This is a genomic window from Synechococcus sp. RC10B2 (assembly GCF_047502635.1).
This window is the reverse complement of the sequence record NZ_JANSHO010000093.1, coordinates 56,034-78,111: the sequence shown is the minus strand read 5'-3', so window position 1 is coordinate 78,111 and position 22,078 is coordinate 56,034. Positions and strand designations below refer to the sequence as shown.

The window sequence follows — 22,078 nt, the reverse complement described above, 5'->3', positions numbered from 1 at the left end:
CTAACCAAGTGGAACCATGCGCCGATACGCACTTTGGATACTCTGGCTGATGGCGATTGTCGCGCTGTTGGGGGCGACCCGCGCGCGCATGCAATCAACCGCCGACGCAGACGCCTGCACCTCGTACATCTACTGGGAGTCGCCCCTGCTGAAGTAGCTACTCCCACACGAGGAACGGGTTGAACTTCGTGTCGGTGTCGTAGACATCGACGCCCTCGCGCGCCTTCAGAAAGCCGACCACGAGGTAGGTGACGGGCGTTGCGAGCGCCTCATACAGCGTCTTCGCGCCCCACTCGATCAGGCTGACTTTGACCAACTCCGCCGTCGGGTAGACCCCTGCAAACGCAACCGCGGTGAAAATCGCCGTGTCCAGCAGCTGGGCAATCATCGTGGAGCTGACGGTGCGCGTCCAGAGCCAGCGCCCGCGCGTGGCGATTTTGAGCTTCGCCAGCACATACGAGTTGGTGAACTCGCCCACCAGATACGCCACCAGCGAGGCGAGCATCAGGCGCGGCGCAACGCCCAGCACCGTCGCGAACGCCTCCTGATGCTCGTAGAACGGCGCGGGGGGCATCGCGATTGCCGCGCTGATAATCAGCACAACCAGCAGGTTGCACGCGAAGCCAATCCAAATCACCAGCCGCGCCCGACGATAGCCGTACACCTCCGTCAGCACATCGCCGATAATGTAGCTGACGGGGAAAATCACAATCGCTGACGACAGCACCAGCCCGCCGACGCTAATCAGCTTCGCCGCGATGATGTTCGACACCAGCAGACTCGTCAAAAACAGCGCGACCACCATCACGAACCAGATGGAGTAGCCGCGCTCTACCGAACCTTCCAGCGAAACCTTCGGCAACGGTCGCACACGCGAATTATACCGCCCATAGCAGGAACTTTCGGCAGTGCGGCGAATCTGTATCGCACGATGACGCAAGCACAACTTGGGACGCAACCGACCGCAGGCGACGGAGCGGCGACAGAGTTCGTGGTGCGCGTGCGCGATGTGGTCAAAGAGTACCAGATGGGCAAACTGACCGTGCGCGCGCTCGACGGCGTGAACCTTGACATCTATCGCGGCGAGTACCTCTCGATTATGGGACCCTCGGGGTCGGGCAAAAGCACGCTGTTCAACATGATTGGCGGGCTGGACAAGCCGACTTCGGGGTCGGTGTTTATCGACGATGTGGACATGGCGCAGCTGGATCCGCAGGAGCTGGCGTTTTTGCGGTGCCATCGGATTGGCTACATCTTCCAGACCTTCAACCTGATCCCCGTGATGACCGCGCTGGAGAATGTGACGCTGCCGATGGTGTTCGCGGGCGTCAACGCCGACGAGGCGCGCGAGCGCGGGGTGGAGCTGCTGACGCTGGTCGGGCTGGGCGGACGCCTGCACCACAAGCCGACCGAGCTGTCGGGCGGACAGCAGCAGCGCGTCGCCATCGCACGCTCGCTCGCGAATAACCCCTCCATCATCCTCGCCGACGAGCCAACGGGCAACCTCGACCTCAAAACAGGCAAGGAAATCATCGAGCTGCTCAAGCGACTCAACAAAGAGCGCGGCGTGACCATCATCTCCGCCACGCACGACCTCAAGATGCTCGACATCTCCGACCGCATCGTGTGGATACGCGACGGCAAGATCGAGCGCATCGAAAAGCGCAGCGAGCTGCAACTCAAGGTCGGCGAGGTGGAAGGCGAAGCGGGCTAATGGACGCCTACATCGACGGGTTTCTGGACTATCTGGCGCGGGAGCGGCAGGCGTCGGCGCACACGGTGAACGCCTACGCCGTCGATCTGCGCCAGTTTTGCGACTACCTGCAGCGATCAGGGCGCACTGACCCCGACGACTGGGACGCCACGCTCTGGGAAGGGTTTATGCACTACCTGCGCCGACGGTCGATGAGCGAATCCAGCATCGCCCGCAAGCTCAGCGCGGCGCGGGCGTTTTTGAAGCACCTCTATCGGCGCGGGGTTTTGGAACACGAGCCGCCCGACGCGCTGGCGACCCCGCGCGTGCATCGCGCCCTGCCCAGCACGCTCACCCCGCACGAACTGCGCCGCCTGCTGCTCCAGCCTCCGCTGGATACCCCACACGGGCTGCGCGACCGCACGATGTTGGAGACGATGTATACGACGGGCATGCGCGTCTCGGAACTGCTCGGCTTGACGCTGGAGCAACTGAACCTCAGCGAGGCGTTAGTGCGCGTGGCGGGCAAGCGCGGGCGCGAACGGTGGCTGCCCCTGCCCACCAGCACGGTTCACTGGCTGCAGCGGTATCTCAGCGACGCACGCCCCAAACTCGCCCGCCCTAAACGCCCCTGCAACGCGCTGTTTCTGAACGACCGCGGCGCACCGCTGAGCCGAATCAGCTTCTGGAACAAACTCAAAGAGTATGCCGCCAGCGCGGGCATCGAGAAAAATATCTCGCCCCACACCCTGCGCCACTCGTTCGCCGTGCATCTGCTCAATGGCGGGGCAGACCTCCGCGCCGTGCAGGAACTGCTCGGACACGAAGACATCAGCACGACCCAAATCTACACCCAAGTCAGCCTCGACCGCCTCAAAGAGGTCTACAAAAAGGCGCATCCGAGGGGGTGAACGACTCGTCCTACTGGGACAGGCGTATCCCCATCACTCGATAGCCACCCTCAGTGTAAACTACCTCCAGCACAATCGTGGCGTTGTGGAGCCATCCGAAGCGCACCTGATACTCTATCTCGAAAAAGGGCGTGGAGAACGACGACTTGCCCGAACGGGTCGCGCCGAATTCGAGAATTCTCCCTGCCCGTTGGAAACGCCAGTTTTGCGGTCTACCTGAACTGTGGGTCAGATGTAGCCAACGCGCCCAGAGGTGTGCCGCGCAGTTGGGGCAGTACGCCAGTTGCTTAAACTGGGGTTGGTTTAAGCGGACGAGTGCGTCGATTGCGGCGTCGCCAACGCGCTTCGCCTCTGGTAGCGCCTGCATCGTTTGCCACGCAAAGAACACTGCAAGGGTGATTAGCACAATCCCCCCGCCGACGGTCGCCCACAAGTAGGGCTTGTAATACCTCGCGGCGTTGCGCATGCGCGCCTCCTTCCACTCCAGCGCACGCAGATTATACCCGCATGGATGGAGTTCGCTGCTGTTCTATTCGTATTGTCGGAGCATCTGCTCGGCTTCGGCGCGGGTGACCAGCACTTGGCGAGGCTTCGCGCCGTCCAGCGGTCCCACGATGCCCCGCCGTTCCATGAGATCCAGCAACCGCGCAGCGCGCCCGTAGCCGATTTTGAACCGCCGCTGCAGCATCGAGGTGGACGCCTGCCCGTGCGCCACGACCAAGCGCACCGCCGCAGGGTACAGTTCGTCGTCGGCGTCGTCCTCCTCGAACTCGCCGCCGATGGGCGCGTCGAAGTCGGTCGGGTGCAGTAGGTAGGTCGGCGATTCCTGCGCGCGCCAGAAGTCCGCCAACGCCTCAATTTCGCCCTCCGTCACGAAGCAGCCCTGAATGCGCGTCGGCTTGGAAGCGTCAATCGGCAAAAACAGCATATCGCCGCGCCCCAGCAGCCGCTCCGCGCCGACCATATCCAGGATCGTGCGGCTGTCCACTTGGCTGGAGACGGCGAACGCGATTCGGCTGGCGATGTTCGCCTTGATTGTGCCCGTGATGACATCGACGGAGGGGCGCTGCGTGGCAATGACGAGGTGGATGCCCGTTGCGCGGGCGAGTTGCGCCAGCCGCGCGATAGAGGTCTCCACCTCCGACGCGGCTTGCATCATCAGGTCTGCCAACTCGTCGATGATGACCACCACATAGGGCAGGCGTTCGTCGTCGGGGGCGCGCTCGTTGTAGCCCTGAATGTTGCGCACGCCCTTCTCGGCGAACAGGTCGTAGCGCCTGTCCATCTCCTTAAGCAGGGCGCGCAGCGCGCCCGCCGCCAACTTCACATCGCGCACCACAGGGCACATCAAGTGCGGGATGCCATCGAACAGCGTTAGCTCCACGCGCTTGGGGTCAATCATCACGAAGCGCAACTCGCGCGGGGTGGCGCGGAACAGCAGGCAGGCAATCATCGACAGCAGGCACATGCTCTTGCCCGAGTTGGTCGCGCCGCCAATCAGCAGGTGTGGCATGCGGGCAAGGTCGGCGTACTTGGGCGCGCCTGCGACATCCTTGCCCAACGCGACGGTCAGCAGGCTCGGCGCGTTCCAGAACTCGGCGTTCTCCATCACCTCGCGCAGCGCGACCACATGCGGGTGGTCGTTGGGCACCTCCACGCCGATTGCGCTCTTGCCAGGGATGGGCGCCTCCACGCGCACGGCGATCGCCGCCAACGCCATCGCGAGGTTGTCCGCCAAGTTCACCACGCGATTGACCTTGATGCCTGGCGCGAGTTGAATCTCGTAGCGGGTGACGGTCGGTCCGTGCGCCACTTCCACGACATTTGCGTCGATGCCGAAGTCCTGTAGGGTCTCTTCCAGTTTGGCGATTTTCTCTTTGATTTCGGCTTGGTTGCGTTTGGGCGGCGCGGGTGGCTCGCGCAGCAGCGACAAGGGCGGCAGGGTGTAGTTGCCCGACGCGCTGGGGGTGGGCAGGGCGGGTTTGGGCGCGTCGCGCGTGTCGGCGGTGGCGGTATCGGCGACGGGTGTGCTGGCGCGTTCGGGGGAGGGCGTGTCGGCGCGGCGGGTCGCAGTGTCGGTTGTGCGCGGGGCGACGACGGCGCGTTCAGATACGCTCTGGCGTCGCTCGTCGGACTTGCGCTGCGCACGCTCGGAGACCTTGCTGGCAGCGCTGCTGGCTACCGAGGCAACCGTCTTGGTGGCGTTGGACGCGCCACGCCAGCCGTGCCACACTGCGCGCCCGACCCCGCGCAGCACCTGCGCCAGCGGCAGGTTGAACAGCATCAGCAGACCCAGCACGCCCAGCGCGCCCAACACCACACCCTTCGCCTGACCCAGCGCGAGGTGCAGCACATAGCCCAGCACCGCGCCGAGATAGCCGCCCGACGCCCGCAGCGCGTCCGCCGCGAACCAGTCGCCCGACGCGCTCGGCTGCGCCAGCCAGCCCAGCAGCGCAAGGTACACGATTAGACCGCCCGTCAGCACTTCGGGCAGCGCAAGTTTGCCGTAGCCGAATACCAGCGCGCCCGCCGCGACCCACAGCACCACAGGCAGCAGGAACGCGCCGTTGCCAAACAGCAGTTTCAGCCCGTCGCGCAGCGCCGCGCCCACCACCCCACTGTTGGGCACGGTCAGGCTCACCAGCGCCACCAGCCCCAGCAGCGCGAGTCCAATCGCGATGCGGTCGTAAAACTGTTGCGGTCGCTCTTTGGGTGCATCGGCGACCTTGCGCTTGCCCGCGCCGCGCGCCTTGCCATTGCGTTTCTTGGACGCCATGCTCTCACCCAGCCTGTTGCGCACGGAATCATGCGCCAGCCCTACCGATTGTACCCGATAGGGGCAGGTTTCGCAACGGGGCGCGCGCGGTGGGCGTCACCCGTTCCGCCGCGCGAAGTCCCGCATAAAGTCGCACAACGCCTGCACGCCCTCAATCGGCATCGCGTTGTAAATCGACGCGCGGCAGCCGCCGACCGAGCGATGCCCCTTGAGTTCGTGCAAGCCGTGCGCCTGCGCCTCCTGCAGGAACTGCTTCTCCAGCGCCTCGTTCGGCAAGCGGAAGGTGACATTCATCACCGAGCGGTGTTCGGGGTGCGCGTGCCCGCGATAGAAGCCGCCGCTCTCGTCAATCACTTGATACAGCAGGCTCGCCTTCTCGCGGTTGATTCGCGCCATCTGCTCCAGCCCGCCGATGGTGTGCAGCAGCCAGCGCGTGACCAGCATCACGATGTAAATCGCGAACACGGGCGGGGTGTTATACAGCGACTTGTTCTCGGCTTGGATGCGGTAGTTGAGCATCGCGGGCAGGGTTTCGGGCGCGCGTTGCACCAAATCGTCGCGGATAATCACCATCGTCACGCCTGCGGGACCCGCGTTTTTCTGTGCGCCTGCGTAAATCAGCGCGTAGCGGGTGATGTCCACAGGGCGCGACAGGAAGTCGGACGACATATCGCACACCAGCGGCACATCGCCGACGGGCGGCTCGGTCGGGAACGCTACGCCCTGAATCGTCTCGTTGGAGGTGAAATGCGCGTAGCGGGCGTTGGGGTCAATTGTGTATTCGTCGGGGCGGGGGGTGCGGACGAAGTTCTCGGGCTTGCCGTTCCATATGGCGCGCGCCTTGCCGATAAGTTGCGCCTCTTTCAGGGCTTTCTCGCCCCACGAGCCTGTGATGAGGTAGTCCGCGCTTCCGTCGCCGAGCAGGTTCATCGCAACCATCGCGAACTGCAGGCTCGCACCGCCCTGCAGAAACAGCACATGGTAGTGTTCGGGGATGTTCAGCAGTTGGCGCAGGTTCGCCTCCGCCTCTTGGATAATCGCGTCGAAGTGCTTGGAGCGGTGGCTAATCTCCAGCACCGACGCGCCCACGCCAGGCAGGCAAAGCAAATCGCGCTGCGCCTCTTCCAACACAGGCAGGGGCAACACGCCTGGTCCTGCCGAAAAGTTCCACACGCGCTGGGTCATCGTCGTCCTCCTGCGGAAAGGATACCTGACGGCAGCCTGCGCAGGTACAATTACCGCGTGGCGTACATCAGCCTCTACCGCAAGTATCGGGCGCAGGATTTCGAGGAGCTGCTGGGGCAGTCCCATGTGACGGTCACCCTGCGGAACGCGATTCAGCAGGGTCGGCTGGCGCATGCGTACCTGTTCTGCGGTCCGCGCGGCACGGGCAAGACCTCCACCGCGCGCCTGCTCGCCAAGTCGCTCAACTGCGAGCAGGGTCCGACGCCCAACCCGTGCAAGGTGTGCCGATTCTGCCGCGCCATTCAAGAGGGCAACTGCGTCGATGTGGTCGAGATGGACGCCGCCTCCGAGACCAGCATCGACGATGTGCGCACCTCGATTATCGAGAACGCGAAGTACCCGCCGATGGAGGCGCGCTACAAAATCTACATCATCGACGAGGTGCATGACCTCTCGGCGAAGGCGTTCGACGCGCTGCTGAAGACCATCGAGGAGCCGCCCCCGCATGTGGTGTTCATCTTGGCGACGACGGAGTTCCATCGCGTGCCGCCGACGATACGCTCGCGCTGCCAGCGGTTCGATTTCCACAGGGGCACGATTGCCGACATCACGCGACGACTGGAGCAGGTACTAACGGCGGAGGGGTTCACGGCGGAGCCTGCGGCGCTGCATCTGGTGGCGCGGGCAGCGGACGGCTCGTGGCGCGACGCGCTCACCGCGCTGGAGCAGGTCATCGCCTTCAGCGAGGGCGGCACAATCACGGCGCAGACGGTCTACAACGCGCTGGGACTGCTGGAAGACGAGACGCTGATGCAACTCACGGACGCCCTGCTGGAGCGCGACGCGGGCAAGGCGTTGCACCTGTTGGAGGGGCAGATGCTGTTGGGGCGCGAGCCGCGCGTGTTCGCCGAATCGCTCATTCAGCACTGGCGCGCGCTGATTCAGGCAGCCCTGCACGCGCACGACCGAGCGGGCGCGTATGACCCGACGGTGTGGAGCGCGATGATCGAGCAGGCGCGTCGGGCGGGTATCCCGCGCCTGCTGGCGTGGTGGGAGCAGATGGCGGGCGCACTGAGCGAGATGCGCACTTCGGGTTCGCCCCGCGCGATTTTGGAGCTGTACCTGTTGCGCTTGGCGTGCGAGCCGAGCGTTGCGCCCGCGCCGCAGTATGTCGCCTCTGTGCAGCCTGCCGCGCCGACGCCGCGCCCCGTCCCGCCTGCGCCGTCCGCTGCTTCACCCCCTGCGCCAGCACCCCGCGCGTCCCAACCTGCTCCGACAACCGACTCGGCGACCGCGCTGCCCGTAGACCCCACGACGGCGAACCAACTCTGGCAGCAGCGTGTGGAGGAACTCGTGCAGCGCAGCCCTGCGGGAAGGATACACCTGCGCGGCTCGCGGCTGGAACTGGACGGTGGTCTTGTGCGCGTGGTGTTGCCGACGCGGTTCGGCTATGAGTATTTCAAGCAGCAGGCGCGCCGCGAGTCGAACTTGATTGAGGAGGTGCGCAAGACGCTGGGCGCGCCGAACGCGCCTGTGCAGCTGGCGTACTCGGACGAGGCGCGCCCCGAAGAGCCGCCCCTCACACCCCCGCCCCCCGCCGAACGCGAACTGGAAGGCGAGGAACTCGTGAACGAACTCCTGCACGCGCTCAACGGGCACGAGGTGGACGCTGGGGAGGAGTGAGATCTATATGAGGATACAGAAGCCATCACTGCGTCAGACAGCCGAGCAAGCCGCGCAGCGGGCGGATGCGATTCTGTTTGAGCTTCAGAGAACCCCGCCCTTGCTGGATGTGTGGTGCAGGCTCGGCGTCGTATGGACGAAGCTGGGCAAGCCCGAACGCGCCCAGAACGCCTTTTCGGCGGCGCGCGCCCTACTCGCCGAGTTGCCCTGCGACGACACGCCCGGGGCGCGCCTCGACATGGAGTACGCCTGCACGCTGCTGGGGATGGCGCTTGCGTTGGCAGGGCAGGTGGAGCAGGCGCGTCAGCTTGTGGCGACCACGCCCTGCATCGAGCGCGACACGGTGCTACAACGGATGGCTGCGCGCTGTACGAGCGTCGGTAGCCTACAGGAGTCGCTCGCAATAGCGCGTGCTATCCAAGACCCCACTACTCAAGGAATGGTGCTTGAGCCGCTTGCCAAAGCGGCGGATGAGAGTCGCCAGTTCGCGCTGCGCGACCAAGCACTCGCGCAGATGCGCAACCCGCTGCGCCGCGCCGACACGCTGTATCATATCGCCCGTCGTCGGCTGGAGAATCGCGCGTTTGCGGAGGCGCGCGCCCTGCTGCGCGAGGCGACCCACGCTGTGCGTGCGACTCGAAAGCTGCCCGAACGCGCGGACTGGCTCACCCGACTTGCAACGGCGTACATCGAAGCGCAAGCCCCACAGGACGCGCTGCCGCTGCTCGCCGAAGCCGAGGCGCTGTTGCCCAAGTTAGAGCCGTATACACGGGCGCGTGTGGGGTGCCGAATCGTGCAGGGCTACGCACGCTTGGGGCAGCGGGCGCGCGCCCAGCAACTGCTGCAGCGACTCGCGCCGCTCACCAAGCAGGCACGCGCACAGGACTCCCTGCGTCAATTCTTTGCAGAAGCTCACGCATCGTTGGGCGACTATGCACAAGCCGAGCAATCTGTGCGGCGCATCCAAGACGCACGCATCCGCGCCGACGCTTGGCTGCGCCTCGCACGCGCCCTACTGGAGGCGAATCGGCTCTCTGAAGCGGCACGAATCGTGCGCCTGGCGCATGAAACCGCCCTGAAAGCCAACCTTAATGGCTATTCCGTCGTCGATGCCCTGATTGACTACGGACAGTACGACATGCTCGCCAAACTGCTGACGCCCCAGAACTGGTTGCGCCTCAAGGGAAGGCAGGAATGGATACTCTACCGATTGATCGAGAAGGGGCAGTGGCAGTTGGCGGCGTCGTATGCGCCGCGCATAGAATCCGCCCGCGAGCGCGAGCAGGCGTATCTCTCGCTGGCGCTTGCACGAGCGCGCGCGAATGACCTTGACAAAGCACAGGCGTTCCTCTCGCGGATTGCGTCGCCGCTGGGACGCTTTTGGGGCTACTGGGCGCTGGTGATGGAGAAGCCTGCTGCAGCGCCGTCGCTGATACCGACGCTGGAGTCGCTCGCCGAGCTAATCGAGCCGCCGCGTGCGCGGCTAACCGCGCGGCTGGGGATGGCGTTTGCTCGCATCCGCCTTGACCAGAAGGCGGCTGCCGTCGTGTCGCTGGAGCAGGCTGCTGCGATACTGGCGTCGCTTCGGCTATTGCCAGAGGAACGCGCGATTTATCTGCCGCTGCTGGCGCTGGGCTGGGCGCAGTGTGGACATTCTCACCGCGCTGCTGAAACACTACGGTCGCTTGTAGAGGACGCCGAACTGCAGCGCGAGGTGGGCGTCTCCTTCGCTGCGCGATGCCTCGCAGAGTTGGGCAACGCGCAAGCCCTCATCGACGCCGCGCCGACCATCGAGCAGCTGCGCGGATCAGGACTCGATACCCACCGCGCTTGGGCGTCTGCACTGCTCGCCGTCGCGGAGGCGTTGCTTGATATTCCTCCCTACTCGGCTGCGGAAGAGATCCCGTACCACATGTTCGGCAGCTTTTTCATGCAGTTGACAGGCGCGGAGGCGTTTGACCCGTACAACTTGACCCTGCCGCTGTTCACGGGCGAGATGCCTGAGCAAAACGAACGCGAGGAACAGTAGCCTACCGACTCTCCCGCCCGAACAGAGTGCGCACGGGGATTGCCCATTCAGGCGCGAACAGGGGCGCGACGGTTTCGTCGGGCGTGTAGATGCGCTGTGCGCGGTAGCCCATGCTCGACGGCTCCCGATAGACCTCCAGCACGCGCTCGCGCAGGTTCAGGATCCAGCACTCAGGCACGCCCGCCTGCGCGTAGAGCGGCAACTTGCGCGTGCGGTCGAACTCCAGCGTCGTGTCGGCGACCTCCACCACCAGCAGCGCGTGCGTCGGGTGCTGCGCGAGGTAGTCTTCGGGGTCGCCCGACACGACGGCGAGGTCGGGCACAAGCTCGCTGTCGCCTAAGCGCAACGGGTTCTGCACGCGGGCATGGTAGTGCGGCAGTCGCTCCTGACGGCGCAGCACGCGGCTGGCAACCTCCACCGTGACGCTGTGTTCGGGACCAATCGGCGGCATGGCGTAGATGTCTCCCTCGATGAGTTCGTAGCGCGTGGCATCGTCCAGGAAGCCCAACGCGCCCAAGCGGTGGAACGCTTCGGGGGTGAACCTGTAGCGTCCCACAGTGGCAGGCGTTTCGGCGCGTCGCGCATGCGCCGTGCGGGAACGGGTCTTCGCCATCGGCAGGAGTATACCCTACGGCGTCAGGGCGGGCAGCGCGCCCTGCAGGTCGCGGATCAGGTCGTCGGGGTTCTCCAGCCCGATGTAGATGCGGAACAGCCACGGCGCAGGCTCCGTGTCGGCTTGTGCCCAGCCCAGCAGCAGGCTCTCGTAGCCGCCCCAGCTGCAGCCGAATCGGAACAGGCGCAGGCAATCGGCGAAGGCATACGCCTGCTCCGCGCGGATGGGGTGCGTCTCAAAGCTGAATAGGCTGCCGTAGCCGCGCATCTGCTTGCGCGCCAGCGCGTGCTGCGGGTGCGAGGGCAAGCCAGGGTGGTTCACCCGCGCGACCTGCGGCTGCTGCTCCAGCCATTCGGCGACCTGCAGCCCGCTGTGGTGGGCGCGCGTCATCCGCACGGGCAGCGTGCGCAACCCGCGCAGCAGCAGCCACGCCCCGAACGGCTCCAGCACCCCGCCCAGCAGCGAACGGGTCTGGCGCACCTGCTCGATGTGTTCCGTGCGCCCTGCGACCACGCCCGCCAGCAGGTCGCTGTGCCCGCCCAGATACTTGCTCGCGCTGTGCAGCACGAGGTCTACCCCCAGCGCGTGCGGGTTCTGGTAAATCGGCGTCGCCCAGCTGTTGTCGCACAGGGTCAAGATCCCGCGCTCGCGCGCCAGTGCGCTCACCGCCGACAGGTCTTGCAGGTGGAACACCATGCTGGCGGGGCTTTCGAGGTAAATCATGCGCGTGTTTGGTTGCAGAGCGCGTTCGAACTCATCGGGGCACTTGCCCGCCACAAAGGTCGCCTGCACCCCGTAGCGCGTCAGCCACGATTCGAGCAGCGTGCGTGTGGGGGGATACGCGCTCTCGACGCACACCACATGGTCGCCCGTGCGCGTGAAGGTCAAAATCGCCGAGGCAATTGCCGCCATGCCCGATGCGAAGCAGAGCGCGTCTTCGGTCTGCTCCAACGCCGCGAGTTTCTGCTCGGCAAGGCGCACGGTGGGGTTCGACTCGCGCGTGTAGACATAGCCTGCGTCGTTCAGCCCGCCCTGCTCGTTGCGCACCCGCAGCGAGGGCGCGGTAAAGAGCGTCGTCTGCACAATCGGGGGCGTCACCGAGCCGTAGGGGAACGGCGTCTCCTCGCCCAAGTGCTGCAGCAGCGTCTCCAAACTCAGGTCATGCTCCATCGCGGCGGGGGTATTGTACCCGTTGCGGGTGCAATTGCGCTGGCGCGGTTGTCAGCGCGTCAGCGCGAGTTCGCCTTTGGCGACGGCGAGCAGTTCGTCCATCGTCGTCTCAGCGACGGCGACTGAGCGGTCGGCAACCCCATAGTAGACCATCCACCGCCCGTCGCCCAGCGGAGTCAAGCCAGTGGGGAACACCACGCGCTCGAAAAAGCCGCTCACCTCGTAGTCTTCGGTGGGGGCAATCAGCGGCTCGTGGGAACGGCAGACGACCCTGTGCGGTTCGTCCAAGTCCAGCAGCGCGACGCCCGCGCAGTAGCCGTCTTTGGCGTTCACGCCGTGATAGACAATCAGCCAGCCTTCGGGCGTCTCCACAGGCGGCGCGCCTGCCCCAATACGGCGCGAATCCCAGTGATGCACGCGCGGCGCCATCAGGAACTGGTGGTCGCCCCAGTGCAACAGGTCAGGCGAGTACGCCACCCACATGTTCGGTCCGTTGAACGCCGACGACGCCGTGCGGTGCATCGCCACATACCGCCCGCCCACCCTGCGCGGGAACAGCGCCACATTTTTGTTCTCGTGGTGCAGAATCAGCCCCAGCCGCTGAAAACGCTTGAAATCCTCCGTGCAGGCAAGCCCAACGCAGATTCCATAACGCGAGACCGCCGTGTACGAGATGTAATACACCCCGTCGATGGGGGTGATGCGACAGTCTTCGATGCCGTACTCTTCGTACTTGGTTTCGGGGAACAGCGTCGGCTCGTCGTCGATGGTGAAGTGGACGCCGTCTTTGCTGCGCGCCAGGCGCAGGTGCGAGATGGAACTGAGGTACACGCGCCCTTCGTAGACGACGGCGCGCGGGTCGCTAAGATCTGTGAGCGGCGAGTGGCGCGGGAAGGTCAGAATCTCCAGTCGCCCCGAATCGGCATGGTTCAGGTTCAGCACGGGCACGCCCACCAGGTCAGGGTCGTCCATAATCGGTCGCTCCGCCACGCGCAGCAGCAAGATAATCTCGTCGCCGAACCGCGTTGCGCCGGGGTTGAACGCGCCAATCACCTCCAGATTCGGCGCCGAAGGCTTGACCATTTCGGGCGTAATAATCGGATTCTCCGCCACACGCTTCGCCACAGATGCTAACCTCCTTGTCTTCGGTGCGCTGGTGCAGGCTCGCCGTCCACTGTGAGCCTGACGATGAGTCTTTCCACAATTTCGGCGGCGTTCACACTGGGGCGCAGCCCCTTGAGCGCGCGGTCTGCCTCGTCGAGCGCGTGGAACGCTGCACAGAGTTGCGCCCAGCTGAGCCGCTCCGCCTGACGCTGCAGTTTGTCCTGCAGGAACGCCTGTCGCGTCAGCACCTGCAGCACATCGGGGTCTTTGGGCAGTCGTTGGGCGACCTCTGGGCTGACGCGGCTGGGCTGCTTGATGGGCTGCCCGTGTTGAATCAGCACCCGCACGCCCCAAATCAGGCGGTACTGGCGGGCAATCAGCGCGAGGGTCTTTAGGGCGGTCTCTTCGGCGCGTGCGCCCGACTGGAACATCAGGCGCAGGTGGCGCATCGCGGCGGGGGCGTCCCGCGCGACGATGGCGTCCACCAGCTTGAACACCTGCGCTTGCTGCGACGCGCTCACAACCATATCCACATCATGACGGCTGATTTCCATACGCGGTTCCACGAACAGCAACACCTTCTCCAGTTCGGCGAGGGCGCGTTCGGCGACGCCGTCGACCAGCGTCTGCAGGTACTCGGCGTCTTCGGGGCGCAGCTGTTTGCCTGCGGCGTGCGCTTCGGCGACCAGTCGGCGGGTGAGCGACGCGCCCGTGAGCGCAGTGAGCTTGATCACCAGCCCGTGCTTTTCGACGGCTTTGGTGAGCGCGTTCCACGCGGCTTTCGCGCCTTCACTCTCATCGGCGGGCGCGGGCAGCAGCACCAGACACGCAAACGGCGGAACCTGCTCCACCAGCCGCGCCAACGCCTGCAACTCGTTGGGGCTGGAGCGGTTCGCGTGCGTGAGTATCACCAGCCGCCGCTCGGCTTCCATCGGTATCGTCTGCACGACTGCGCCTACTGTCGCTGTGGGCGTTTCGCGGGCGTCCAGCACCGATTCGTCGATGCTGCCCGTTTCCACCTGTAGCGCGCGGCGCAGCTGCGCGAGAAACTCGCGCTGCAGCACGGGCTCCTCTCCTTCCAACAGGTAGACTGTCGCTGGCGTGCGCCAGTCGCTCGCTTTCAGCTCGCTATATCTTTTGACCGCCATAAACCCGCTGCCATCCCAAGGTGAGCAACTGCAGAGTAAGCCGTCGGACGCCGAGTTCCTGCAGAATTTGGCGTCGGATTCGGGCGATTTGCCGTGTGAGTTCGGGTTCCTGCGCCGCGCTTTGTTCGGGTGGAGCGTAGAGGTAGGCGACGAGCGCGGGGGTGAGCGTGCGCAGGGCGTCCGCTGCGCGGCTGCCCTGCTGGTTTAGGCGCACGGCGGCTGCCTCGAGGTAGGCGCGCGGTGTCTGACCCGTCGCGGGCGGCTCCAGCCCAAGCAGGCGCAACGCGAACAGCAGTTGCCCGTAGAGTCGCTGGGCGCGGGGCGTCGCCGCGCCCGCCCGCCAACCCACGCGCGGCGCGACCAGCAGGTAGAGCATCGCCAGCACGACCGCGCCGATGAGCACATCCAACGCGCGCTGCAGCCACTGCCGCCGCGCCTGCTCCGTCGCCTCGCCCGTCAGCGCGTCGTTCGCCCCGCCCTCTATCACGGGCGCATTGCGCGTCGCATCGAACGCCACCCAGCCAACGCCTTCAAAATAGACCTCTGTCCATAGGTGGCGGTGTTTCTCGCGCACGATAAACTCGCCCGTCTCAGGGTCGCGCTCCTGCAAAATGAACCCCGACGCCACCCGCGCGGGGATGTCCGCATACAAACACAGCACCGCCAGCGCGGTGGCGAACTCCACGCAGTAGCCCTGCTTCGCCTCGAACAGAAAGTATTCCGCCACATCCACATCCGTCGGGTACGCCTCCACATTCAGATTGTACGCGGTGTTCTGCTCGATGTAGCGCACCAGCGCCATCACCTTGTCGTACTGGGTGGGCTGGTTGCGGGTGAGGCGGTCTGCCAACTCCTGCAGAGGTGTGCGCCGTCCGCTGCTATCGCTGCGAGCCCCAGAGCGCGTGGGCACTTGGAACGGGAACCGCAACGCCGAAGGCGGCAACTGGCGCAGGATGCGTGGGTCGTCGGGCGGCAGGTAAGCGCGAACCGTGTAGCGCTCGCCCGCGCCCAGCGGACGGTAGCTGCTGACCGCGCCCACCCAGCGCATATACTGCAACTGGCGCACAGGCGCCTCCACTTCCAGTGGGTAGCCCGGCGAATACAGGATACGATGCCAGCCCGTGCTGAGAGTCACGGTCGCCGTAACCTGCTGTGTTTCGGGCGCGTCGGGGACGCGCTGGGGCACGAACTTGCCCTGACCCAGCGGCAGCATCTCCTCGTAGAACACGCGCCCGCGATTCCAGCCGCGCCCTGTGTAGATGTTGTACGACTCCATCCGCAGGTAGTTGGGCTGCGCGTTGCCTTCGATGCGCACGCGCAGCACCTCCATCTCACTGAGGCTGACCGCGCCTACGCCTGCCTGCAGTTCGGGCGGCGTCTCGGACGGCGTCGTGCGGAAATTCCCGCGCAGCGGCATCCCAACCACCACCGTCGAGATGGCGCGCCCGATGGTCAGCGCAAGAATCGGCGTCGCCAGAAACGCCAGCAGCCCCGCCAACGCCCCCGACGCGAACACCGTGCGCAGCGCGTAGCCCGTCTCCAGCGACGCCCGCGCCCGACCCCACTCCAGCCGATGGCTCGCCAACATCAGAAACAGCACCCCTAACAGCATCAGCGCAAACAACCACAGAATCTGCGCCGCCAGCATGTAGGTCGCAATCAGCCCGAACAGCGCCAGCGCGGGCACGCTCTGGAACACCAGCGCGTTCATCGTGACCATCAACGCGCTGCGCAAGCACAGATACCACAGAAACGACAGGCTGAGGTAGTTCTCGATGGAGGCGTCCAGCCCGATGCCAAAAATGCTATTTAGGAACGACTGTCCCGTAAGGCAAATCAGCGCGAGTGCGCCGTCCAGGAACCCGTACACCAGCCGCGCGCCCTCCGAGAGAGGGAACCGACTCGCCCACGCGCTTGCGCCCACCCCCAGCGTCAGCAGGATCACAAACGGCATCGCCGAGAACTCAGAGACCCGCGCCAGTTGCACCACCAGCACGCATGCGAATGTCAGCAGCCATGCTGCGCCATACGCCGCCAGCGGCGGCGCGCCGCCCAAAGCCGTCCGTTGCAGCCCCATCAGTAGTTATACGATTCTACCCCACACGAAGTTCGCAACACGCTTCCTATGCACAGCCGTCCAAAAGTGTGGTATACTTCGAAGAGGGGACAAACCGCCCCGCTTACAGGAGGAAACCGCTATGAGACAGATAGGCATACTGATAGCGACACTCGCTTTGACAACGCTCGCGCCGCTGTGGGCGCAAGAGACTCAAGATGAGAAAGGCGCGCCTGGCGTTTCCGTGCAGGCGCAACCGCAACGGCAGCCCGCGCGCGGCGATGTGCTCGCGCCCGCGAATCTGGCGACACGCCTGAACCTCACCGAAGAACAGCGCGCCCGCATCGATGGGCTGTGGAAACAATACAACGACCGCAGCGAGCAGATTCGACGCGACACCTCGCTGACCGCCGAGCAGCGCATCGCACGCCTGCGTCAAGCGCGTGAAGAGTATGTGCGCCTTATCCGCACCGTCCTCAACGAGGAGCAACTCAAAAAATTCGAGGCGCTGCTCGAAGAGCAGTCGCCCGCGCTGAGCAGCCTCGCCGATATGCGCCTTAGTCCCGAACAGATGGAGAAAATCCGCGAAATCGTGCAGCGCTACAACAAAATCCGCCAGCAGATTACGCAGGACACCTCCCTCACACCCGACCAGCGCGCGCGACGCCTGCAGGAAGTCAACGAGCAGATGCTGCAGGAAATCCGCAACGCGCTGCCCAAAGCCCTTCAGGAGCGCTGGGACAAGGCGCGCCAACGCGACCAGCAGCAGCAACAGCAGCAGGGCGAGAAAAAAGAGGAAAAGAAGGACACTCCGCCCCAGAATCCGTGAACTCTTTGGATGACCCCCTCCTTCAGGTTCCCCCTGCCCGCAGGGGGAACCGAACCCGCGCGCGGTTCCCCGCGCCCGCAAGCAAGCGAGTGATTATGGAGTGCGGAAGCGAAGCTTCCGCCCACGCTGAAGCTGATGCTTCAGCACTCCAAACAGGTCAGCTTGCGGCTCCCCTCTCCCACAAGGTGGGAGAGGGGCTGGGGGTGAGGGTAGCCCCTCAGTTGCGCAACGGCTTGCCCGTTTCGAGCATGTGGCGCATGCGCTCCCAAGTCTTGGGCTGTTGCGCCAAGTAGCCGACGACCTGAATCTCCAGCTGGTAGAAGTACGACAGCGGCATCTCGGCGGGCTGGCTCAAGTCGCCCCCTGCCAGCACATAGGCAATCTGCGAGGCGACGGTGAAGTCATGCTCGGTGATGAAGTTGCCTCGCTTGAGGTTGTGCAGTTCAATCAGCAGTCGGGTCAGCACTTGGTTGCCATATGCCATCACCTTCGGCTCTTCGGGCGGGGTGTAGCCCTGCGCCGCGAGGTGCTGCACTTCCTGCTTTGCCAGCCACAGGATACGGTCGGGGTTGACCGAGATGGTGTCCACGCCATGCCGCAGGAAGCCGTACTGCACGCCTTCCAGTGCGCTGGTCGCCACCTTGCCGAAGCCAAGCGTCTCCATCACGCGCCGAATCGCGGGATACGGGTCGGCGTTCGGGGGCAGGCTGCTGAGGGCGCGATACAGCATCGTTGAGGTGCCGCCGCCCGCAGGAATGATACCGACGCCCACTTCGGGCAGCCCGATGTAGGTCTCCGCGCTGGCGACCACGCGGTCGCAGTGCATCGCCAACTCGCATCCGCCGCCCAGCGTGTACCCGAAAGTCGCCGCCACGACGGGAACCTTCGCATAGCGCAGGCGCAGCAGCGAGTCTTGGAACGCCTTGCCGCCCATCAGCAGCTCATCAAAATCGCCCGTGCCAATCATCATCAGAAACAGCTGCAGGTTGAACCCAGCGGAGAAGTGTTCGCCAATGCCCGTGATGACCAGCCCGATGCCCTCGCGCTCGGCGCGCTCCGCGCCCTTATACAGCATCTCCATCACGCCTGGTCCCAGCACATTCATCTTGCTGTGGATGCCGACACAGAACACGCCGTCGCCAAGGTCGTAGATGGAGGCGTCGGCGTTGCGCTCCACTTCGGGGCAGTGGCGTGCCATGTTGGTGGGCGTGAGGAACTCAGGGTCGGGTCGGTACGGGGCGACTTGCCCTGCGCCCAGCCACACATAGACGGTCGTGTCGCCCGTGTCGGCGGTCTCGTAGAAGCGCGTCCTGCCGAAGCGCAGCAGGTTGTGCGCCAGTTCAGGCACGGGCAGCCCCTCGCGCTCCATGCGCTCGACGGTCTCGCGCACGCCCAGCGCGTCCCAAGTCTGGAACGGACCCAGCTCGCGGTTGAAGCCCCACTTGACGGCGTGGTCAATCGCAATCGGGTCATCGGCGAGGTCGGGGGCGTGCTGCGCAGCGTAGGCAAGCGTCTCCGCGTGCAGCCGCCACAGGAAGCGTCCCTCGCGGCTGTCGTGGTTCACCAGCGCGCGCAGTCGCTCCTCCAGCGGCAGCTTCTCCAGCGCGTCCAGGTGCGGGAACTTCGCCTTCTGGCGGGGGCGGTACTCGTAGGCGTTCAGGTCTAACGCCTCGATGGTGCCGTCTTTCTGGCGGCGGTAGAAGCCCGCGCCCGTCTTCTCGCCCAGTCGCCCGTCGGCAATCAGGCGTTGCACCACCTCGGGCAGGGCGAAGACGCGCTTTTCGGCGTCGGTCGCCAGTCGCTCGTGCAGGTTGCCCGCCACGCTCGCCATCACATCGAGCCCCACGATGTCTGCCAAGCGGAAGGTCGCGCTGCGCGGGTTGCCAATCAGCGGACCCGTCAGCGCGTCCACCTCCTCGATGGTCATCCCGAACTCCTGCATCAGTGGGAAGACGACCATCATCGAGTGGACGCCGAGTCGGTTGGCGATGAAGCCCGGCGTGTCGCGGGCAATCACCACGCGCTTGCCCAGCACGCGCTCGGCGAACCGTGCGACGCCCTCCAGAATGTCGGGGTCGGTCTCACGGCGAGGGATTAGCTCCAGCAGTTTCAGGTAGCGCGGGGGGTTGAAAAAGTGCGTGCCGAGAAAGCGTCGCTTGATGTCCTCGCGGCAGGCGTCGCTCATCTCGTGGATCGACAGCCCGCTCGTGTTGGTGGACAGCACGGCATTAGGGGCGACATAGTCTTGCACGCGCGTCCACAACTCGCGCTTGATGTCGGGCTTTTCAACGACGGCTTCAATTACCCAGTCGGCTTCCTTCAGGCGGGGGAAATCGGTCTCAAAGCTTCCTAACTCGATACGGCTTGCCAGTTCGGGCAAGTAAAACGGCGCAGGCTTAAGTTTGCTCACGCGCTCCAGTCCCTGTTTTGCGTGGTCGAGTGTGAGGTCTAACAGCAACACTTGCCAGCCGATGTTGGCTAAGTGCGCGGCGATTTGCGCGCCCATCGTGCCTGCGCCCAGCACGGCGGCTCTGCCTGTGGTCGAATGTTCGTTCAGCATCGATAACGCCTCCTTCGTACAGTGCGGATTTTCGACTCGCTGTTCGAAACTCCTGCAGGCGGGATTATACCCCCTATCCCGCCTTGAAGAAGTGGTACATGGTAATCATCAGGTAGATTCCGCTCAGCGTCGCCGCGCCGAAGATGACCCCAATCCACCAGCCCGTGTCGCGCGCCAGCATCGAGAACATCGCGACGAGGTACAGCGTTGCGGTGATGAGCGCGACCCACGCGAATCGGCGGGCGTGCGGGTTCGGCGGGCGCACGATATTGCGGCACACGGGGCACTCCTGTTCGGGCGCGTCGGAGGGCAACTCCGCGCGGCAATAGGGGCACTTGCGCGGCATAACCGAAGTGTACCCAACGGCGTTAGGTACAATCTCGAGCATGGCGCGCGACCCACGACCACTCAAGGCGAAGCTGGACGCGATTTGCGAACGCTTTCGCGGCGTAATGGGCTACAGCCTGTATCACACCCGCCACAACCATCGGATTGACCTGCGCGGCGACGAGATTTTCCCGACCGCCAGCACCATCAAGGTCGCCGTGATGAGCAAGGCGATGGAGGAGATCGACGCGGGACGCCTCAACTACGCCGAGAAGCTGCCGATTACCCCTGACGACATCCGCGACGGGTCGGGACTGCTCCAATTCTACAAGGAGAACCAGTCCGTCGAGGTCAAGATGCTGCTGCACCTGATGATTACGGTCAGCGACAACACGGCGACGATTATGCTGGCGCGTCGGCTGGGCACGGTGGAGGTGAACCGCCACTTGGAGCGGCTGGGGCTGCGCAACACGAAACTGCTCGCGCTGCACCCGCCCGACGACGCCGAACTGAAAGCCCTGCGCGACCGCTGGGGCATGGGCATGTGTACCCCGAACGAGATGGTGCAATTGTTGGACGCCATCCGCACCTACAAAGCCGCCTCGCCCGCCGCGTGCGAGCGCATGCTACGCATCATGAGCCACCAGTATTACGACGACCTGATTGGCGGCTCCGTGCCGCCGTGGGTGGTCGCCTGCACCAAGTCGGGCGCGATTAGCCGCTCACGCTCGGATGTGGGCATCGTGTATGCGCCGTCGGGGGCATACATTCTGGCGGTCTTCACGAAGGAGGCGGAGGACACGCGCTGGACGCCCGACAACGAGGGCGAGGTCGCCATCCGCGAGGTCGCCCAGACCGTGTGGCGGTTCTATCACCCGCGCGATTCGTGGCGCGCGCCCAAAAACGCCGACAAATACGCCGCAGGCTACGGAGGAGCCTAACTCATGAGCGCAGCGGAGACCCTTGAAACGCGCAACACGGTACGCACGACACGCTCGCTGATCCTGCTCACCATCTTCGGACTGCTTGCGCTCTTTTTCGCGCTGAACTTCCGCGTGGTGGTGGTCAACGGTCCATCGATGGAGCCGACCTACAAAAACGGCGACCGCCTGCTGATGACCACCGCCTACTGGCTCTTCGGCGACATCCAAAAAGGTGATGTGGTGGTGATTGTGCGCCCGAACGGGGAGTTGCTCATCAAGCGCGTGGTCGCGCTGGCGGGCGAGCAGATCCCTGAAAAGTATTGGACGCCGCTGGTGTACATGATGGGCGGGCGCGTGCCCGAAGGACACATCTTCGTGGTGGGCGACAACATGGAGCGGTCGGAGGACAGCCGTCAACTCGGTGCGATTCCGCTCAGCTATGTGCAGGGCAAGATTGTCGGTGGGCGGGGTGAGCTGCCTTGACCGATTGGGCGACGCTGACGGCGATGTGGGCGGGCAGGCAGATGCGCTTCGTGCCCGACGAGACGCCTATCGATGCGCCGCGCCCGTGCTATGTGGTCGTGCTGATTAGCGACGGTGCGGGACGCTACCTGCTGGCGCATATCCGCAATCGGGGCTACTGCGCCCCCAGCGGACGCATCGAGCCCAGCGAATCGCCCGACGCCGCCGCCCTCCGCGAGGCATACGAGGAGTCGGGCGCGGTGCTGCGCGAGTTGCGCCTGCTGGGACACTACCTGCTGGAGCCGTGTTCTGTGGCGGAGCCAGAGCCGTGCAGCGCGCCCGTGTTTCTGGCGCGGGCGGAACGCCTCGAGCCGCTCCAGCCCGATTCGGAGTCGCAGGGTGTGCTATGGGCGAGCCTGGACGAGATGCCCGCGCTTTATTACGACTGGTCGCCCCTGATTGAGACGGTCTTTCGCTATGCAGAGGAACGGCGCAAAGCACTCTGGGAACGGTAAAGCGAAGCTCAAGCGTCGTGCGCCGCAGTGGGCGTCGTGGTCGGCGGGGCTGACGGGCGCGGCGATTGCGCTGGCGCCGTGGCTGGCGGGCAGC

20 protein-coding genes are annotated in these 22,078 nt (G+C 64.9%); 9 read left to right on the top strand and 11 right to left on the bottom strand.

The features are described 5' to 3' along the window. Positions 1–16 precede the first annotated feature (16 nt). Positions 17–157, top strand: coding sequence for a hypothetical protein (locus tag NW855_RS15235; protein ID WP_414509068.1), 141 nt, complete (start codon positions 17–19; stop codon positions 155–157). Here the strand turns inward: NW855_RS15235 and NW855_RS15230 are convergent, their stop codons facing one another. Continuing rightward, entirely contained in the window at positions 158–871 is a 714-nt protein-coding gene (locus NW855_RS15230; protein WP_414509067.1) for a queuosine precursor transporter, read from the bottom strand. A gap of 60 nt (positions 872–931) precedes the next feature. Between NW855_RS15230 and NW855_RS15225 the strand changes: the two genes are divergently transcribed. Both NW855_RS15225 and xerD read left to right on the top strand, forming a co-directional pair. Then, positions 932–1,714 (top strand): ABC transporter ATP-binding protein, encoded by a 783-nt coding sequence (locus NW855_RS15225; protein WP_414509066.1) that lies wholly within the window; start codon positions 932–934, stop codon positions 1,712–1,714. Beyond that, a complete protein-coding gene (gene xerD / locus NW855_RS15220; protein ID WP_414509065.1) occupies positions 1,714–2,604 on the top strand; it encodes a site-specific tyrosine recombinase XerD in 891 nt (296 codons plus the stop codon). The genes NW855_RS15225 and xerD overlap by 1 nt, the downstream gene beginning before the upstream one ends. A gap of 10 nt (positions 2,605–2,614) precedes the next feature. Here xerD and NW855_RS15215 read toward each other — a convergent pair whose 3' ends face one another. The 3 genes from NW855_RS15215 to serC form a co-directional block, all read right to left on the bottom strand. Further along, complete coding sequence (locus NW855_RS15215) at positions 2,615–3,070, bottom strand: hypothetical protein (protein WP_414509064.1); 456 nt, start codon at positions 3,068–3,070, stop codon at positions 2,615–2,617. 63 nt (positions 3,071–3,133) lie between these two features. Next, positions 3,134–5,380, bottom strand: a complete 2,247-nt coding sequence (locus NW855_RS15210) for a DNA translocase FtsK (RefSeq protein ID WP_414509063.1) — start codon at positions 5,378–5,380, stop codon at positions 3,134–3,136. A 96-nt stretch (positions 5,381–5,476) separates the two neighbouring features. Next, positions 5,477–6,565: a 3-phosphoserine/phosphohydroxythreonine transaminase gene (gene serC / locus NW855_RS15205; RefSeq protein WP_414509062.1), complete on the bottom strand. Its 1,089-nt coding sequence runs from the start codon at positions 6,563–6,565 to the stop codon at positions 5,477–5,479. A 57-nt stretch (positions 6,566–6,622) separates the two neighbouring features. Between serC and dnaX the strand changes: the two genes are divergently transcribed. Next, on the top strand, positions 6,623–8,248 hold the full coding sequence (dnaX, locus tag NW855_RS15200) for a DNA polymerase III subunit gamma/tau (RefSeq protein WP_414509061.1): 1,626 nt from the start codon (positions 6,623–6,625) through the stop codon (positions 8,246–8,248). A gap of 7 nt (positions 8,249–8,255) precedes the next feature. Then, positions 8,256–10,277, top strand: coding sequence for a hypothetical protein (locus NW855_RS15195; RefSeq protein ID WP_414509060.1), 2,022 nt, complete (start codon positions 8,256–8,258; stop codon positions 10,275–10,277). Position 10,278: 1 nt separating this feature from the next. On the opposite strand, the gene NW855_RS15190 is transcribed toward NW855_RS15195, so the two are convergent. From NW855_RS15190 to NW855_RS15170, 5 genes are read right to left on the bottom strand one after another with little or no spacing between them, the layout of a single operon-like run. After that, positions 10,279–10,890 carry a Uma2 family endonuclease gene (locus NW855_RS15190; RefSeq protein WP_414509059.1) on the bottom strand — a complete coding sequence of 204 codons (612 nt, stop codon included), beginning with the start codon at positions 10,888–10,890 and terminating at the stop codon, positions 10,279–10,281. A 15-nt stretch (positions 10,891–10,905) separates the two neighbouring features. Further along, positions 10,906–12,060, bottom strand: coding sequence for a trans-sulfuration enzyme family protein (locus NW855_RS15185; protein WP_414509058.1), 1,155 nt, complete (start codon positions 12,058–12,060; stop codon positions 10,906–10,908). A 51-nt stretch (positions 12,061–12,111) separates the two neighbouring features. After that, positions 12,112–13,185, bottom strand: a complete 1,074-nt coding sequence (locus tag NW855_RS15180) for a glycoside hydrolase family 130 protein (RefSeq protein WP_414509057.1) — start codon at positions 13,183–13,185, stop codon at positions 12,112–12,114. A 5-nt stretch (positions 13,186–13,190) separates the two neighbouring features. Continuing rightward, positions 13,191–14,312: a DNA polymerase III subunit delta gene (gene holA, locus NW855_RS15175; protein ID WP_414509056.1), complete on the bottom strand. Its 1,122-nt coding sequence runs from the start codon at positions 14,310–14,312 to the stop codon at positions 13,191–13,193. After that, the gene (locus NW855_RS15170; protein WP_414509055.1) at positions 14,293–16,389 is read right to left on the bottom strand and encodes a transglutaminaseTgpA domain-containing protein; all 2,097 of its coding nucleotides are present in this window, start codon (positions 16,387–16,389) and stop codon (positions 14,293–14,295) included. Before NW855_RS15170 ends, holA begins: the two co-directional genes overlap by 20 nt. A gap of 121 nt (positions 16,390–16,510) precedes the next feature. On the opposite strand from NW855_RS15170, the gene NW855_RS15165 reads away from it, so the two are divergent. Then, entirely contained in the window at positions 16,511–17,197 is a 687-nt protein-coding gene (locus NW855_RS15165; protein WP_414509054.1) for a hypothetical protein, read from the top strand. 217 nt (positions 17,198–17,414) lie between these two features. On the opposite strand, the gene NW855_RS15160 is transcribed toward NW855_RS15165, so the two are convergent. Together NW855_RS15160 and NW855_RS15155 are read right to left on the bottom strand one after the other, a co-directional pair. After that, entirely contained in the window at positions 17,415–19,757 is a 2,343-nt protein-coding gene (locus NW855_RS15160; protein WP_414509053.1) for a 3-hydroxyacyl-CoA dehydrogenase/enoyl-CoA hydratase family protein, read from the bottom strand. Between the two features lie 73 nt (positions 19,758–19,830). Next, positions 19,831–20,103: a hypothetical protein gene (locus tag NW855_RS15155; protein ID WP_414509052.1), complete on the bottom strand. Its 273-nt coding sequence runs from the start codon at positions 20,101–20,103 to the stop codon at positions 19,831–19,833. 40 nt (positions 20,104–20,143) lie between these two features. On the opposite strand from NW855_RS15155, the gene NW855_RS15150 reads away from it, so the two are divergent. The 3 genes from NW855_RS15150 to NW855_RS15140 are packed head-to-tail and all read left to right on the top strand — an operon-like array spanning position 20,144 to position 21,984. Beyond that, the gene (locus NW855_RS15150) at positions 20,144–21,025 is read left to right on the top strand and encodes a serine hydrolase (protein ID WP_414509051.1); all 882 of its coding nucleotides are present in this window, start codon (positions 20,144–20,146) and stop codon (positions 21,023–21,025) included. A 3-nt stretch (positions 21,026–21,028) separates the two neighbouring features. Next, positions 21,029–21,490: a signal peptidase I gene (lepB, locus tag NW855_RS15145; RefSeq protein WP_414509050.1), complete on the top strand. Its 462-nt coding sequence runs from the start codon at positions 21,029–21,031 to the stop codon at positions 21,488–21,490. Next, complete coding sequence (locus NW855_RS15140) at positions 21,487–21,984, top strand: NUDIX domain-containing protein (protein ID WP_414509049.1); 498 nt, start codon at positions 21,487–21,489, stop codon at positions 21,982–21,984. The genes lepB and NW855_RS15140 overlap by 4 nt, the downstream gene beginning before the upstream one ends. Positions 21,985–22,078 lie beyond the last annotated feature (94 nt).

Coding starts and splice junctions, on each gene's coding strand:
- NW855_RS15185 (WP_414509058.1), bottom strand. CDS start 12,060: ATGGAGCATGACCTGAGTTTGGAGACGCTGCTGCAGCACTTGGGCGAG.
- NW855_RS15225 (WP_414509066.1), top strand. CDS start 932: ATGACGCAAGCACAACTTGGGACGCAACCGACCGCAGGCGACGGAGCG.
- NW855_RS15170 (WP_414509055.1), bottom strand. CDS start 16,389: ATGGGGCTGCAACGGACGGCTTTGGGCGGCGCGCCGCCGCTGGCGGCG.
- lepB (WP_414509050.1), top strand. CDS start 21,029: ATGAGCGCAGCGGAGACCCTTGAAACGCGCAACACGGTACGCACGACA.
- NW855_RS15210 (WP_414509063.1), bottom strand. CDS start 5,380: ATGGCGTCCAAGAAACGCAATGGCAAGGCGCGCGGCGCGGGCAAGCGC.
- NW855_RS15195 (WP_414509060.1), top strand. CDS start 8,256: ATGAGGATACAGAAGCCATCACTGCGTCAGACAGCCGAGCAAGCCGCG.
- NW855_RS15165 (WP_414509054.1), top strand. CDS start 16,511: ATGAGACAGATAGGCATACTGATAGCGACACTCGCTTTGACAACGCTC.
- holA (WP_414509056.1), bottom strand. CDS start 14,312: ATGGCGGTCAAAAGATATAGCGAGCTGAAAGCGAGCGACTGGCGCACG.
- NW855_RS15215 (WP_414509064.1), bottom strand. CDS start 3,070: ATGCGCAACGCCGCGAGGTATTACAAGCCCTACTTGTGGGCGACCGTC.
- NW855_RS15160 (WP_414509053.1), bottom strand. CDS start 19,757: ATGCTGAACGAACATTCGACCACAGGCAGAGCCGCCGTGCTGGGCGCA.
- NW855_RS15190 (WP_414509059.1), bottom strand. CDS start 10,890: ATGGCGAAGACCCGTTCCCGCACGGCGCATGCGCGACGCGCCGAAACG.
- NW855_RS15150 (WP_414509051.1), top strand. CDS start 20,144: ATGGCGCGCGACCCACGACCACTCAAGGCGAAGCTGGACGCGATTTGC.
- xerD (WP_414509065.1), top strand. CDS start 1,714: ATGGACGCCTACATCGACGGGTTTCTGGACTATCTGGCGCGGGAGCGG.
- NW855_RS15155 (WP_414509052.1), bottom strand. CDS start 20,103: ATGCCGCGCAAGTGCCCCTATTGCCGCGCGGAGTTGCCCTCCGACGCG.
- NW855_RS15235 (WP_414509068.1), top strand. CDS start 17: ATGCGCCGATACGCACTTTGGATACTCTGGCTGATGGCGATTGTCGCG.
- serC (WP_414509062.1), bottom strand. CDS start 6,565: ATGACCCAGCGCGTGTGGAACTTTTCGGCAGGACCAGGCGTGTTGCCC.